Here is a 13,188-nt window from a genome sequence, read left to right on the forward strand (position 1 = left end):
AAGCATACATTGTATTACTATCCTTGCTCAAATCTTGCAGATGAACATCTGACACTTTATACAAAGTTATCCGAACAAAAATAATTCTTCCTTAGAATAACATGGGGTTACAGAAATTGCAAGCCTTATGCCGAAATTGGTTGTTCTATTTTATGCGCACGCTTTTCTATATAATAAAAGAACTGCAGTGAAAAGGGGCGTGAAGAGATGAAAAAGATAATGGTGACGGGGGTTTCAGCCGGTGCAGGGAAATCGACTTTTGCTGCGGAACTAGGAAAGAAACTGGATATTCCGGTGTATCATCTCGATTCGTTTTATTGGAAATCGGGCTGGATCGAAGCAGATCCGGAAGAATTCAGGGCAGCACAAGAAGAAATTGCTGCCCGGGATAGCTGGATCATCGAAGGAAATTACACCGCAAGCTTTGACATCCGCTTGAAAGAAGCAGACACCTTTATTTATTTGGAAGTGCCTTTAAGGGTGTGCCTGTACCGCGTCTTAAAACGCTGGTTGACGAATCTGGGCAAAACACGCCCCGATATGGCGGAAGGCTGTCCGGAAAAGATGGACGTGGAATTTCTGAGGTTTATCATTACAACGTATAAAGCTCGGAAGTGGAAAATGCGTAACTACATGCAGGAATTTTTGGAAGCTGACCCGGCTAATCAAGTGATTTTCCTAAGCAATCAAAAACAGATCGATGGATTTGCAAAAGGCGGCTGCGCCCGGAAATCCGATAAACAAATTTAAAAACTACAACATCTTCGGAAGGTGAAGTGGTATCCTAAACATATAAAATACTACGGACTAGGAGAATGCGCTATGAAGTTCTTGTATGAAGGAACCATCACAAATCAAGCGCTTCGAAAAACGCAGGCCATGCACATGAAACGGCTGTATTTAGAAGATTTGCCGGTCATTGAACAAGTGCAAAAAGAGGTCATCGATTCGCTCCCGGAAAAAGCGATTCTGCAGCCATTATCGACGGAAGAGTTTCTCTTTATCCTCAACGAACGGGGCTTGCTGATTGGGGCGTTTGCGGAGGACCGCTTAATCGGATTCAGGGCGCTTCTCATACCGGAAATTGACGGGGAACATCTCGGACTGGACCTTAATCTTCCCGAAGAAGAGTTGCCGCGCGTCATTTACCAGGAAATTTCAGTCGTTCTTCCAGAATATCGAGGCAATCGCCTCCAGCAGAAATTAGCGGAAGTGATCATGAAAGAACTGCCGAATCTGGAAGTAAAGTTCCGTTATATTTGCTGTACGGTCGCCCCGATGAACATCCCGAGTTTAAAAGATAAGTTCCTCCAGCAAATGCATATCGGAGCGTTGAAAGAAAAGTACGCCGGCATGGAGCGCTACATCCTCGTAAAAGATTTAGAGCAGCCGACGGTTCGCTACGAGCATCACACCAATGTGAAATTGGATGACCTGGAACGGCAGCGCCAGCTTTTGGCTGACGGCTACGTCGGAATCGGCTTTCAATTGGTCAGAGGTTTCCATGAACTTGAATTTGCAAAACCCGTTCTTTAATTAGAACGGGTTTTTTGTTTTTTGTTGAAGAATTCTGAAACTTTCGGAGTGTTCTTCCGTATATTAAGTAGGATGAAAAAGAATGGGTGAGATGGGAGGTATTGGAATGGAGCTGTTCGGTTTTCCTATGGAACAAGTATATCTGTATACGCTCGTTGCAGCAGGGGCCTTGACCGTCCTTTACGTGCTGTTCGCGGATATCGCAGATGCAGGAGATGGGCTTCCCTTTTTTAACCCCGCCGTGATTTTAGCATTTGTTACGCTGCTGGCAGCAGCCGGCTATGTGCTGGAACTGGCTACAAGCTTGAGTGATCTGGCCATCCTGGGGATTGCAGCGGTGGCGGCAGTGGTTTTGGATATTTTACTTTATTTCTTTGTTTTGTTGCCATTGTCTTCTGCAGAATCTTCAATTGCTTATACAGAGGAATCGCTGCTCGGCCAAGTTGCGAAAGTGATTGTTCCCATTCCAGTGGATGGCTACGGAGAAGTCGTCATTGAAACTTATGGCGGCATGATCTCCAAACGGGCTGCCGGATTTGACAACGAAGCCATCGGGCAGGATAGGCAGGTCTTGATCATCCAAGTGAACGACGGCACGTTATATGTAAGGGATTATGAACCGATTTTCAGCACTGAAAAAAGAATATAAGGAGGAACTAGGATGGAAATGGCATGGATTGCAATTGGGATAGCCGCTTTTGTCGTATTGGCGATTATAGGGGTTTACGTAACAAAGTATAAGACGGTCGGGCCGGATGAGGCTTTGATTGTGACGGGCAGTTATTTGGGATCGAAAAATGTCCACACGGATGACTCTGGAAACCGCATTAAAATCATCCGCGGCGGCGGGACGTTCCTGCTTCCTATTTTTCAGCAGGCAGCACCACTCAGCCTGCTGTCGAGCAAATTGGAAGTGACGACACCGGAAGTTTATACAGAACAAGGGGTACCGGTCATGGCCGATGGCACAGCCATCATCAAAATTGGCGGCTCGATTTCTGAAATTGCCACAGCGGCAGAACAATTCTTAGGGAAATCCAAAGAAGACCGGGAAAATGAAGCAAAAGAAGTGCTTGAAGGCCATCTGCGGTCAATTCTCGGATCGATGACAGTAGAAGAAATCTATAAAAACCGCGACAAGTTCTCGCAGGAAGTCCAGCGCGTCGCTTCGCATGACTTGGCGAAAATGGGATTGATCATCGTATCGTTCACCATCAAAGATGTCCGCGACAAAAATGGCTATTTGGATTCACTCGGTAAAGCCCGAATTGCGCAAGTGAAGCGCGATGCGGATATTGCTACGGCAGAGTCGGAAATGCAGACGCGCATCAAACGGGCGGAAGCCGGAAAAGACGCACAGCGCGCTGAAATCGAGCGTGCCACGGAAATTGCGGAAGCGGAAAAAGAGAATTTATTGAAAGTGGCGGAATACAAACGGGAGCAGGACAGCGCGAAAGCCCGTGCGGATCAGGCGTATGAGCTGGAAACAGCCCGTTCGAAACAGGAAGTTGTCGAGCAGGAAATGCAGATCCGGATCATCGAGCGCCAGAAGCAAATTGAGCTGGAAGAAAAAGAAATTCAACGCCGTGAGCGCCAGTACGATTCCGAAGTGAAGAAAAAAGCCGATGCGGACCGCTACTCGGTGGAGCAGGCTGCGGCGGCAGAGAAGTCGAAGCAGTTAGCAGAAGCCGATGCACAGAAATACCGCGTAGAAGCGATGGCGAAAGCCGATGCCGAGAAAATCCGTCTGGACGGCCTTGCAAAAGCAGAATCGCAGCGTGCACAAGGTGAATCGGAAGCGGACATCATCCGCCTGAAAGGTCTCGCAGAAGCGGAAGCGAAGCGCAAGATTGCGGAAGCCTTTGAAATGTACGGGCAAGCAGCGACGCTTGATATGATTGTCAACATGCTGCCTGAATATGCGAAGCAAATCGCTGCACCGCTTGGCAACATCGATAAGATCACGGTTGTGGATACCGGAGGCGGAGAAGGCGGCGGGGCAAATAAAGTCACCTCTTATGCGACGAATTTAATGGCTTCCCTTCAGGAAACCTTGAAAGAGTCGTCGGGGATCGACGTCCGCGAAATGCTGGAAAATTTAACAGGCAAAACGGATTATCCGCAGACGATTGAGCAATTGCGCTATGCACTGGAAGAAAAAGAACAGGCACTTGAAAAGCAGGAAATTTAATAGACGAGGCATAAAAGCGAAACGGCTTTTATGCCTTTTTATGTTTTTATGAGCAGGGTGAAAATAGGTTAATAGTATGAAATGCAAAAAAATGTTAATGGATGGATTGAAACCGGTTTGCGAATAATGGTTATAATGATAGAATATTGAGACAAGAAAGTGGGGAAAAGTTCATAAGGAAACGAAACTGGATGCTAAGGGGTGTACAATGGAAATTCAATTTGATCACGTGCAGTTGGCGGAAGAACATCGTTTAGGGCCGGTGTCTCAGGAAATCAGTTCAATTGCTTATAATTCCGCTGAAGTAATAAGCGGTTCAGCGTTCTTTTGCATCGTCGGGGAAAATACGGATGGGCACCTTTATATTTCAGAAGCGCTTGAAAAGGGCGCAGTTGCCATCATCGGGTCCGATTGGCAGCAAGTAAAGCCATATGCAGAGGCGTTTCCGAACGTAACGTTCAGCGCTGTAAAAGATTCTCGGTCGGCTCTGGCGGCTTTTTCAATTCATTTTTTTGAAAGAGCCCAGGACCGGCTGGTGAAAGTTGGGGTTACGGGGACGAATGGCAAGACCACAACAGCTACTTATGTTTACAATCTCTTTAATCTTTTGGGGATGCCGTGCGGATTTTTGGGAACAACCGGTATTTACAATTCTTCAGGAAAGACGCCCTATAAAAAAAGTACGCCCACTACACCCATTTCTTCAGATATCCATCAAATCTTTTCGCATCTTTCGGCATTTGGCGACCGCGCAGCGGCAATGGAAGTATCTTCGATTGCCCTTGACCAGAAACGGGTGGAAGGCATTCTTTTTGATGTGGCTATCCATACCAATATTTCCGAGGAGCACCTGGAGTATCACCATACTTTCGAAAATTATTTGGCATGCAAACTGCAATTGTTCATGCAGGCGAAAGCGGCGGTCGTCAACATAGACGACCAAGGCATGGCAAAGGAGATTCTGGAAGTGGTTGATTATCCGGTATTGACCTATAGCCAAAGGCTCGATTCAGAAGCGGATTTGGTCTGGACCAATATCCGTATTGAAGAAAGCGGCATGCGGTTTGAGCTGCATTTTCAACAGCAGGTTCATGAAGTGAAGGTTCCGTTGTTCGGAGAATACAATGCCGGCAATCTGACGGCTGCCATTGGAGCGGCTTTATTGTCCGGTGTTGAAATGGAGCAGATTGTTTCGGTGCTGCCGGATATGCCGCAAGTCGAAGGCAGGTTCCAGCTGATTGAAGGGCCGGAAAACCGGAAAATCATATTGGATTATGCACATACGCCGGTTGCGTTGGACCTTGTGATGCGGGAAGTGAAAAAGTTGCCGCATAACCGCTTGATCACTTTGGTGGCCGGGATTGGCATCCGGGATTTTTCGAAGATGCCGAAAATGGCGAAAGCTGCTGAAGGAAAAGCGGATGTTGTAGTGGTGACAGTCGATCATCCAGGATTTAACGATCCGAATGATGTAGTCAATGAAGTGTTGAAAGGCTTTACGGTGCCTTATAAACAGCAAGTTTTGACGGCGACCACCCGGCGCGCCGCAGTGGTAACCGCTCTGCAGGAAAGCGGTCCGAATGATATAATCTTATTATCAAGCGGCTGCATCAACGGTGCTCAAAATATTCGGGGAGAGTTTATTCCGCATTCGGATGAAGAAATCATTGCGGATTTCTTCCTTCAGCAAAATTAGCGGCTTTTTCGGCTGGAAAGGTCGCTTTTTTCAGGCTGCTTGTGTTTAATAGAAGAGAAGGCTACATAACGACATACGAATTGGAGTGAATGGAATGCAATATCGTACAGAGAAAGACACGATGGGCGAAATTCAAGTAGAAGCGGACAAAATGTGGGCAGCGCAAACACAGCGCAGCCTCCAGAACTTTGCAATCGGTACCGAGCGCATGCCGCATGAAGTGGTGATGGCGTTTGCCCAATTGAAAAAAGCCGCAGCGAAAGCAAACCACAAACTTGGCAAGCTTTCCGAAGCAAAAATGAAAGCGATTGAAACCGCAGCGAACGAAGTGATCGAAGGCAAATGGAACGACCATTTCCCATTGGTCGTTTGGCAAACAGGAAGCGGCACACAGTCCAACATGAACATGAACGAAGTTCTGGCACGCCGCGGAAACGAAATCCTGGCAGAGCAATCGTCAGATGAAAAGCTTCACCCGAACGACGACGTCAACATGTCGCAAAGCTCAAACGATACATATCCGACAGCGATGCACGTTGCAGGCGTTATGGCAGTGACGGAGAACCTGATTCCAGCTATCCAGAAACTAAAAGCGACGCTTGATGAAAAAGCGAAGAAATTCGACGGCATCATCAAAATTGGCCGCACACATTTGCAAGATGCGACGCCATTGACGCTTGGCCAGGAAATCAGCGGCTGGCGGCATATGCTTGAGAAAAGCGAGCGCATGATCCGTGCGAGCGTCGAAGAAATGCGTGAACTGGCAATCGGCGGAACAGCAGTCGGAACAGGCATCAACGCAGATCCGACATTCGGACCGTCTGTTGCCGAATTCATCTCAGAAGCAGTCGGCGGAGCATTCACTTCTGCTGAAAACAAATTCCATGCGCTGACAAGCCATGACGAAATGGTTTACACGCACGGCGCCATCAAAGCGCTTGCGGCTGACGCAATGAAAATCGCCAACGATGTTCGCTGGCTGGCAAGCGGCCCGCGCAGCGGCATCGGCGAAATCACGATTCCTGAAAACGAGCCGGGCAGTTCCATCATGCCAGGGAAAGTCAACCCGACGCAAAGCGAAGCATTGACGATGGTTGCCGCTCAAGTGATGGGCAACGACGCAACAATCGGCTTTGCAGCAAGCCAAGGGAACTTTGAATTGAACGTCTTCAAACCGGTCATTGCATACAACTTCCTGCAATCGGTGCGTTTGTTGACAGACAGCTTGATCAGCTTTAACGACAACTGTGCAGTAGGCATTGAAGCAAATCTTGAAGTTATCCAAAACCACGTAGGCAATTCGTTGATGCTGGTTACATCTCTGAACCCGCATATCGGCTACGAAAAAGCGGCAGCGATTGCGAAGCAGGCACATAAAGAAGGCACGACGTTGAAAGAGTCTGCAGTGAAGAGCGGACATTTAACGGCTGAACAGTTTGACGAATGGGTACGCCCGGAAAACATGGTCGGCAAAAAATAAGATAGTTTTGAGAGAGCGGCCGCAAATTTGCGGCTGCTTTTTTGTATTTTGGGAGAGTGGCGGGCGTTTATGAGCAAGTTCGGGTGAGATACGAGCAAGTGTGAGTGGTTTACGAGCGGCTTCCAGCCGGTTACGAGCGACTTTCCATAAGATACGAGCAACTGCCTCCAAAAGGGCATAACCGCTTCGGAGTTGGGCGTATACAGATATAACTTGGACATAAAATAGCCGCACTTGGGCATAAGCTGTAAAATAAACGCAGTTGAAATCCACAAGCAAATCCACTTCGCAAAAGGTTTTATTCCCCGCATGTCGAAGTAAATAAAAGAAGAGGCAAATTAGACAGAAGAGGTGCATTATGCAGAAGACGTTTGTGATGTCATGGAGCGGCGGGAAAGATTCGGCGCTAGCATATTTCCGTGCAGTGATGGACGGCCATGTGCCGGTTGCGTTGTTTACCATGTTTGAAGAAGACGGAACAAGATCCCGCTCCCACGGTCTGCCGCTTGAAGTGATGCAGGCCCAGGCAGAGCGCATGGGCTTGCCGCTCATTATTGGGAAAGCGAGCTGGGCAGGGTATGAAAAGGAATTTATTGAGCAGTTGAAAATTTTCAAGTCCCAAGGAGTGCAAATGGGCGTTTACGGAGACATCGATCTCGAAGACCATTTGCTGTGGATCCAGAAAGTGAGTGCAGAAGCCGGTATAGAAGTAAATCATCCGCTTTGGCAGGAACCGAGAAAAGCGTTGTTGAAAGAATTAATAGACAAAGGCTTTAAGGCCGTGGTCACTGTAGTGGATACGGCACGCCTCGACGAGAAATTTCTGGGCCGTGAATTCACCCATGGCCTGATTGAAGAACTGGAGAGCCTGGGGATTGACGCGTGCGGCGAGGAAGGCGAGTTCCATACGGTGATCATTGATGGGCCGATTTTTGTTGAACCGGTTCCCGTAGTTTTTGGCGAAAAGGCAGCGAATGGGAACTACCGGATGCTTGAAGTGAAACTTCATTCAGAGGAGTGATGGGGATGATTCAATTTGTGGGCGTGGAAGAGCAGCATATTCGGCAGATGGCAGTCTTACTGGCCAAACGGCATGAACGGGAGCGGAAATTCTTTCCCTTTTTCCCGTCAGAATTCGAGGAATTTGATGAAGCTGAAATGGTCCTCCGCAAGATGCTGGAGCGGCCATATATCAGCGGAATCGTAGCGGTCCGGGGCATTGATGTCATTGGCTACCTGCTGTATGAATTCAAGGAAAGCGCGGAAAGAGGCCGCTACGTCTGGATGGATTATGAATCCGTGGCGATCAAAGACGCAGAACATCCGCGCCTGCTTCGGCTGTTGTATGCGGATGCCGGCGCGGAATGGGTCAAAAACGGCTATTTCCACCATGTGATGATGGTGCCGCTCGGGGACCGGAAAATCGTTGCAGAATGGCTTGACCAGTCTTTTCGGTATGAACAGAAATACGCCGTCTTGCCGCTCCAGGACTTTGAGGCGGAGGCCGCAGAACCTGTAGCGGGCTTGGTTTTCCGGACAGGAAGCCGGGAAGACGGCCCATTGCTGAAAAAGATGGCGCTATGGAACAGCATCCACCAAGCTGCGGCTCCGTCTTGGCAGCCGATCACGAAAGAGACGATGGAAGACATCAAGAGCAGCTACGAAGAATTATCGGCTGACGGCGGTGCCTATTTGTGGCTCGCGGAACAAGGGGAACAGATTGGCGGTTTCCACGTGTATTTTAGAAAAGCCGATCCGCTCAGCCTGGTAACGCCTGAGAATTGTGTGGCGCTGCCCGCCGCTTCCACCAATCCCAATTTGCGCGGAACGGGGATCGGGAAAGCGATGGCCCATTATTGCTTCAAGGAACTGAAAAATGAAGGATTTGATTACATTTTCGCCGACTGGCACTCGCCGAACCATTTGGCTTCATACTTCTGGCCAAAGCTGGGCTTTCAGCCGATCATGGTCCGCATGTCCCGCCAAATCGACCCGCGAATTGCCTGGGCGCATGGGAAATGACGCACATGAAAAACCCGCATCCTGAAACGAGGATGCGGGTTTTCAGCTTGTTGAGAAAGATATAGAAAAAATTTTTTGAATATCTCCGATATTCCGCAAACCAGCTGCGCTTGCCGCGGGCGATCCGCCAAGCCTCCTCAGCCGCTGCGCGTCTTGCGGGGTCTCGGCTGTCTCGCTTTCCCGCAGGCGTCTCCGCTGGTTTGCTCCATATCGAGGGAGAGCAATGAATAAATAGCATGTTTGCTCTTCCAGTCTTTCTGATAAAAAAGAACTTTATTAAAAGAGTGAGCCGAATGAAGCGGAAAGCGTCCACTTGGAGCGAAATGGCTTAGAGAATGGAATGTTTCTCGACAGCTTGAAAACCCGCATCCTGAAACGAGGATGCGGGTTTTTTACTCTTTCCGGAAAACCCAGGTGCGCTGGACGACAAAGCCGAAAAGAAACAGCACGGTATCGACGAACACTTTCAGGATGATTTCTCCACGCCCGAGCCACTCGGCGTACAAGAAATGGACAGATCCGGCGGACATCATCATGATGAACGCAGCCAGAATATAGTAGCGGATAAAGGATTTTCTTGATCCTTGGCCGAAAACCTTGTTGCGGTTCACATAATAATTGAATAAAGAAGACAAAATCCGGGCGGCAACTGTTGCGAAAATGATGAACAGCTGGGGTTCTTCGCTGCGCCATAATTGGATAAACAGCCAGTAAAGGCCAATGTCGAGTGCAAAAGAAGCGCCTCCGGACAAACCGTATAATAAAAAGATTTTATAGACATGATAAGAGTCGCGGAGCGGGTGGAAATGGGAAGACTTGTTTTTTTCCAGATACACCGTTTCAATCGGCACTTCAGCGAGCGGGATTTTTTTGCTGCGCAGGGCAGCGAGCATGTTCATTTCGTATTCAAAGCGCTCCCCGACAACGCTCAATAAATGAGGAAGATGCCGGACCGGGATGCCGCGAAGGCCTGTTTGGGTATCCGTCAACATGGCACCGGTGGAGAGGCGGAACAATAGGCGCGTGAACCGGTTGCCGAAACGGCTGCGGAACGGAACGTCCTTTTGCTTGAAATCTCTGGCGCCCAGCACCACGTGGTCCGGAGCTTCCGCCATTTTCCGGGCGATTTTCAACATGTCCGAAACCAGATGCTGGCCATCGGCATCGACCGTAATGACGCCGTCGAAAGGGAGTTTTTGATTAAGTATGTAATGGAAAGCCGTTTTTAAGGCGCGCCCTTTGCCTTGGTTGACGGCATGGCGAAGCACCGCCACTTCCGGAACCGGAGAAAGCGATTCGAAAAAATCGGCATATTGAGGGCCGCTGCCATCATCGACCACAATGATTTGCTGAAACCCTGCCGCCAGTATTTGCTGAATCAAAGATTCGCATTTATGGTCCGGCTTATACGCCGGAATAATGACCGCAAACTGTTTCACAGAAGACCTCCTTTCAATTTCTGGGAAAGCAGAAACAGTAAGTAAAACTGCTGTTGTGAAATTGCAAATGGTAAAAAGGATGACTAAAGAAATTTTCTATGTCCAAATGCTTACTTTAAACCTACCCTCTTTCGCTGACTCTAGAACCCATCTTAAGAAATTCTTCAGAAAACCTCTTACTAATCGTTAAGATTTGCCTTTTATACTGAAGACAAGATGAAGAAGGAGGCAGAGCGATGATTAACATTAAAAATTTAGAGCATACCTTTGCGATTGGCAAAAAGGGGGAAGAACGGCGGATTCCTGTCTTAAAAGGAATCACGCTTGAGGTCAAACAAGGGGAAATCGTGGCGATTCTTGGGAAAAGCGGATCCGGGAAATCCACCTTGTTGAATATTCTTGCCGGTTTTATGGCGCCGGAATCCGGTTCGGTAAAAGTGAATGGCCAGGAAACATCCGCGCTTACAGAAGCCGATTCAGCGGCCTTCCGTTTAGCGAATTTCGGTTTCATCTTTCAGAACTTCCAGTTGATGCCCGGCCTGACGGCATTTGAAAATGTGGAGCTGCCGCTGAAAATCAAAGGGCTCAGTTCCGGCGAGAGAAAAGTGCTCGTTGAAGAAATGATGAGAAAAGTCGGCCTGACCGAAGTGGCGGAACACTATCCGAGCGAACTTTCCGGCGGCCAGCAGCAACGGGTCAGCATCGCGCGTGCACTGGTGACGAACCCGCCGGTTTTATTGGCGGATGAACCTACCGGCAGCCTCGATTCGGAAACGGAACAAGAGATTCTACAGCTGATCCAAGCGCTGAATAGCACACTCGGATTGACGTTTGTCATCATCACGCATGACGAAGAAGTGGCGAATGTCGCCCATCGGCAATACCGTCTTCATGACGGGGAATTGATGAAAGGAGAAAAGCGCCATGCAGTTTAAAGACCAAGTGGATTTTATCCGCCAACATATGAAACGCAACAAACTCCGGGTGACTACTACAATTCTCGCTGCCATGATGGGCTGTGCATTCTTAATCGTTTTAGCATCCGTCGGTTTCGGGCTTCACAAAACCATTACGGATGATGTACTCGATAACCGGAAAGTGACAGAAATCGAAGTACCGTCGAAAGTGGAGAGCGAAGAAAAAATCACGCCGGCAGAAGTTCAGACGATGCGCAATATACCGCATGTCGAGGCTGTCGTAGAACGCTCGGGAGTGGCCGCGGAGGCAATGGCGAAAATCGGGGCGCGCAGTGGGTATGTCAATCCGATTCTGTCGGATTTAAAAGAAGAACAAAAAGCAGGGCTTGCTCTTTCTGAAGGCGCCATGCCAAAAAAGGCAGAAGAAGTGGTTGTCGGGTACCATTTTGCCAAAGCGCTGCTGACGGATGAGGAACGGGAAGCTTCGGAAGAGCAGCAAAGCGAGAATGGCTTTGCCGGCAGCCTGATCGGGCAGACTTTCGAGCTGGAACTGACGCCTTATGAAGGAGAAGCCGAACCCGCGAGCTGGAGCTTTACTGTAGCCGGTGTTTTGGAAGAACCGGCAAAAGATTGGATGAGCGACGGTTCAGTTTATCTGGACGATTCATGGGCAGCTGCCTTTAATGAAAAGCTTGGAACCGGTGAGGAAAGCAAATCCATTTCGGTTTATGCTGACGGCCTTCCGTCTGTTGGAGCCATCTCGGAAGCGCTGAAAGACGATGGCTATTACGTCTATTCCGTAACAGAAGAACTCGGTTCGATGAATATGTTTTTCACGGCACTGAAAGCCGGGTTAATTTTTGTGGGAACGATTGCTGTCTTGATTGCTTCAATCGGCATTTTTAATACGATGACGATGGCCGTGACGGAGCGGACGCGGGAAATCGGCGTCATGAAAGCCATTGGCGCCCAGCCGAAATTGGTCCAGAAGCTGTTCCTGATGGAAAGTGCCGCAATCGGAATCATTGGAACCGGAATTGCTGTTGTCCTTTCTTACGCAATCAGTATGCTGGCAAACTGGCTTGTGCCCATCATTATCAAAAGTTCCCTCGGGGAACAGGACAGCGAAGGCTTCGATATGGTCATTTCCTTGATTCCCTGGCAGCTGGTGGTCATTGCTTCTATCATCAGCATCGGTGTAGCGATGGTGTCCGGCTGGCGGCCGGCGCGAAAAGCGACGCAGATTGACGTAATTCAGGCACTGCGGCAGGAATTGTAAAAACTAAAAAACGGTCCGGTTCGTTGTGAACCAGGCCGTTTTTTCTATTTATTGCATGACATCTTCCGGCCGGTAGCCCCGCTTCAACTCGTCGATCGACAAACCGAACGTCATTTCCAAATGCGGATAATCCTTAAAGCGCTGCCAGTCGCCGCCCCATTGAAACCCAAGTTCTTTTCCGATGGCGGCCACTTCAAACCAGTCAGCTTTGCCGTTCTTGTTGTCATCGCGCGCCGTGTCCCACACCACTTCGCCGTTGCTGAGCTTCAACGCAAAATCGATGGCCAATCCGTAGTTGTGATAGGAATCTCCGCCGCGTGCATAAGTCACCACGTTGCCGGCGGTGCTTCTTCCTTTTGCATGCAAGCCGTTTTGCTCATCCGCTGACCGGAAACCGTCTGTAATGAGGACCTGTATGCCAATGGCCGCTGCTTGTGCAATCAGCTCTTCGCTTTTTTCCTCCACGACCGGATGCAGGCCGGAAGGAGCAGCACGCTGCTGCAGCTCTTCGCGGAATGCCAATTCGTTTTGAATCCATATGAAGAAAAAACCGCCGAGTACCAATAAAAAAAGAATCGAAAAAGCGGTTTTAAACTTTTTCAAATTGTTTCACCTCATTGCCTTTAGT

At 48.9% G+C, this 13,188-nt stretch carries 12 protein-coding genes; 10 read left to right on the plus strand and 2 right to left on the minus strand.

Features of this window, described 5'->3' with window-relative positions; translation table 11 throughout:
- Positions 1 to 207: 207 nt before the first annotated feature.
- From BLQ32_RS04355 to BLQ32_RS04390, 8 genes are all read left to right on the plus strand, one after another.
- On the plus strand, positions 208 to 750 hold the full coding sequence (locus BLQ32_RS04355) for a P-loop NTPase family protein (RefSeq protein WP_074509259.1): 543 nt from the start codon (positions 208 to 210) through the stop codon (positions 748 to 750).
- A 72-nt stretch (positions 751 to 822) separates the two neighbouring features.
- Positions 823 to 1,536 carry a hypothetical protein gene (locus BLQ32_RS04360; RefSeq protein ID WP_074509260.1) on the plus strand — a complete coding sequence of 238 codons (714 nt, stop codon included), beginning with the start codon at positions 823 to 825 and terminating at the stop codon, positions 1,534 to 1,536.
- 106 nt (positions 1,537 to 1,642) lie between these two features.
- Positions 1,643 to 2,185: an NfeD family membrane protein gene (locus tag BLQ32_RS04365; RefSeq protein ID WP_074509261.1), complete on the plus strand. Its 543-nt coding sequence runs from the start codon at positions 1,643 to 1,645 to the stop codon at positions 2,183 to 2,185.
- 12 nt (positions 2,186 to 2,197) lie between these two features.
- Positions 2,198 to 3,727, plus strand: coding sequence for a flotillin lipid rafts scaffold protein FloT (locus BLQ32_RS04370; protein ID WP_036807798.1), 1,530 nt, complete (start codon positions 2,198 to 2,200; stop codon positions 3,725 to 3,727).
- A 208-nt stretch (positions 3,728 to 3,935) separates the two neighbouring features.
- On the plus strand, positions 3,936 to 5,423 hold the full coding sequence (locus BLQ32_RS04375; protein WP_074509262.1) for a UDP-N-acetylmuramoyl-L-alanyl-D-glutamate--2,6-diaminopimelate ligase: 1,488 nt from the start codon (positions 3,936 to 3,938) through the stop codon (positions 5,421 to 5,423).
- A gap of 94 nt (positions 5,424 to 5,517) precedes the next feature.
- Positions 5,518 to 6,903, plus strand: coding sequence for a class II fumarate hydratase (gene fumC, locus BLQ32_RS04380; protein WP_036807790.1), 1,386 nt, complete (start codon positions 5,518 to 5,520; stop codon positions 6,901 to 6,903).
- 358 nt (positions 6,904 to 7,261) lie between these two features.
- Positions 7,262 to 7,924, plus strand: a complete 663-nt coding sequence (locus tag BLQ32_RS04385) for a Dph6-related ATP pyrophosphatase (protein WP_074509263.1) — start codon at positions 7,262 to 7,264, stop codon at positions 7,922 to 7,924.
- Between the two features lie 5 nt (positions 7,925 to 7,929).
- Positions 7,930 to 8,925: a GNAT family N-acetyltransferase gene (locus BLQ32_RS04390; RefSeq protein ID WP_074509264.1), complete on the plus strand. Its 996-nt coding sequence runs from the start codon at positions 7,930 to 7,932 to the stop codon at positions 8,923 to 8,925.
- 392 nt (positions 8,926 to 9,317) lie between these two features.
- On the opposite strand, the gene BLQ32_RS04395 is transcribed toward BLQ32_RS04390, so the two are convergent.
- Positions 9,318 to 10,364 (minus strand): bifunctional glycosyltransferase family 2/GtrA family protein, encoded by a 1,047-nt coding sequence (locus tag BLQ32_RS04395; RefSeq protein ID WP_074509265.1) that lies wholly within the window; start codon positions 10,362 to 10,364, stop codon positions 9,318 to 9,320.
- A gap of 236 nt (positions 10,365 to 10,600) precedes the next feature.
- On the opposite strand from BLQ32_RS04395, the gene BLQ32_RS04400 reads away from it, so the two are divergent.
- Positions 10,601 to 11,299, plus strand: coding sequence for an ABC transporter ATP-binding protein (locus BLQ32_RS04400; protein ID WP_074509266.1), 699 nt, complete (start codon positions 10,601 to 10,603; stop codon positions 11,297 to 11,299).
- A complete protein-coding gene (locus tag BLQ32_RS04405; protein ID WP_074509267.1) occupies positions 11,289 to 12,560 on the plus strand; it encodes an ABC transporter permease in 1,272 nt (423 codons plus the stop codon). Before BLQ32_RS04400 ends, BLQ32_RS04405 begins: the two co-directional genes overlap by 11 nt.
- 48 nt (positions 12,561 to 12,608) lie before the next feature.
- Here BLQ32_RS04405 and BLQ32_RS04410 read toward each other — a convergent pair whose 3' ends face one another.
- The gene (locus BLQ32_RS04410; RefSeq protein WP_074509268.1) at positions 12,609 to 13,163 is read right to left on the minus strand and encodes a M15 family metallopeptidase; all 555 of its coding nucleotides are present in this window, start codon (positions 13,161 to 13,163) and stop codon (positions 12,609 to 12,611) included.
- Positions 13,164 to 13,188 lie beyond the last annotated feature (25 nt).

Source organism: Planococcus glaciei (assembly GCF_900099655.1).
Classification (GTDB): domain Bacteria; phylum Bacillota; class Bacilli; order Bacillales_A; family Planococcaceae; genus Planococcus; species Planococcus glaciei.

Coding starts and splice junctions, on each gene's coding strand:
- BLQ32_RS04355 (WP_074509259.1), top strand. CDS start 208: ATGAAAAAGATAATGGTGACGGGGGTTTCAGCCGGTGCAGGGAAATCG.
- BLQ32_RS04360 (WP_074509260.1), top strand. CDS start 823: ATGAAGTTCTTGTATGAAGGAACCATCACAAATCAAGCGCTTCGAAAA.
- BLQ32_RS04365 (WP_074509261.1), top strand. CDS start 1,643: ATGGAGCTGTTCGGTTTTCCTATGGAACAAGTATATCTGTATACGCTC.
- BLQ32_RS04370 (WP_036807798.1), top strand. CDS start 2,198: ATGGAAATGGCATGGATTGCAATTGGGATAGCCGCTTTTGTCGTATTG.
- BLQ32_RS04375 (WP_074509262.1), top strand. CDS start 3,936: ATGGAAATTCAATTTGATCACGTGCAGTTGGCGGAAGAACATCGTTTA.
- fumC (WP_036807790.1), top strand. CDS start 5,518: ATGCAATATCGTACAGAGAAAGACACGATGGGCGAAATTCAAGTAGAA.
- BLQ32_RS04385 (WP_074509263.1), top strand. CDS start 7,262: ATGCAGAAGACGTTTGTGATGTCATGGAGCGGCGGGAAAGATTCGGCG.
- BLQ32_RS04390 (WP_074509264.1), top strand. CDS start 7,930: ATGATTCAATTTGTGGGCGTGGAAGAGCAGCATATTCGGCAGATGGCA.
- BLQ32_RS04400 (WP_074509266.1), top strand. CDS start 10,601: ATGATTAACATTAAAAATTTAGAGCATACCTTTGCGATTGGCAAAAAG.
- BLQ32_RS04405 (WP_074509267.1), top strand. CDS start 11,289: ATGCAGTTTAAAGACCAAGTGGATTTTATCCGCCAACATATGAAACGC.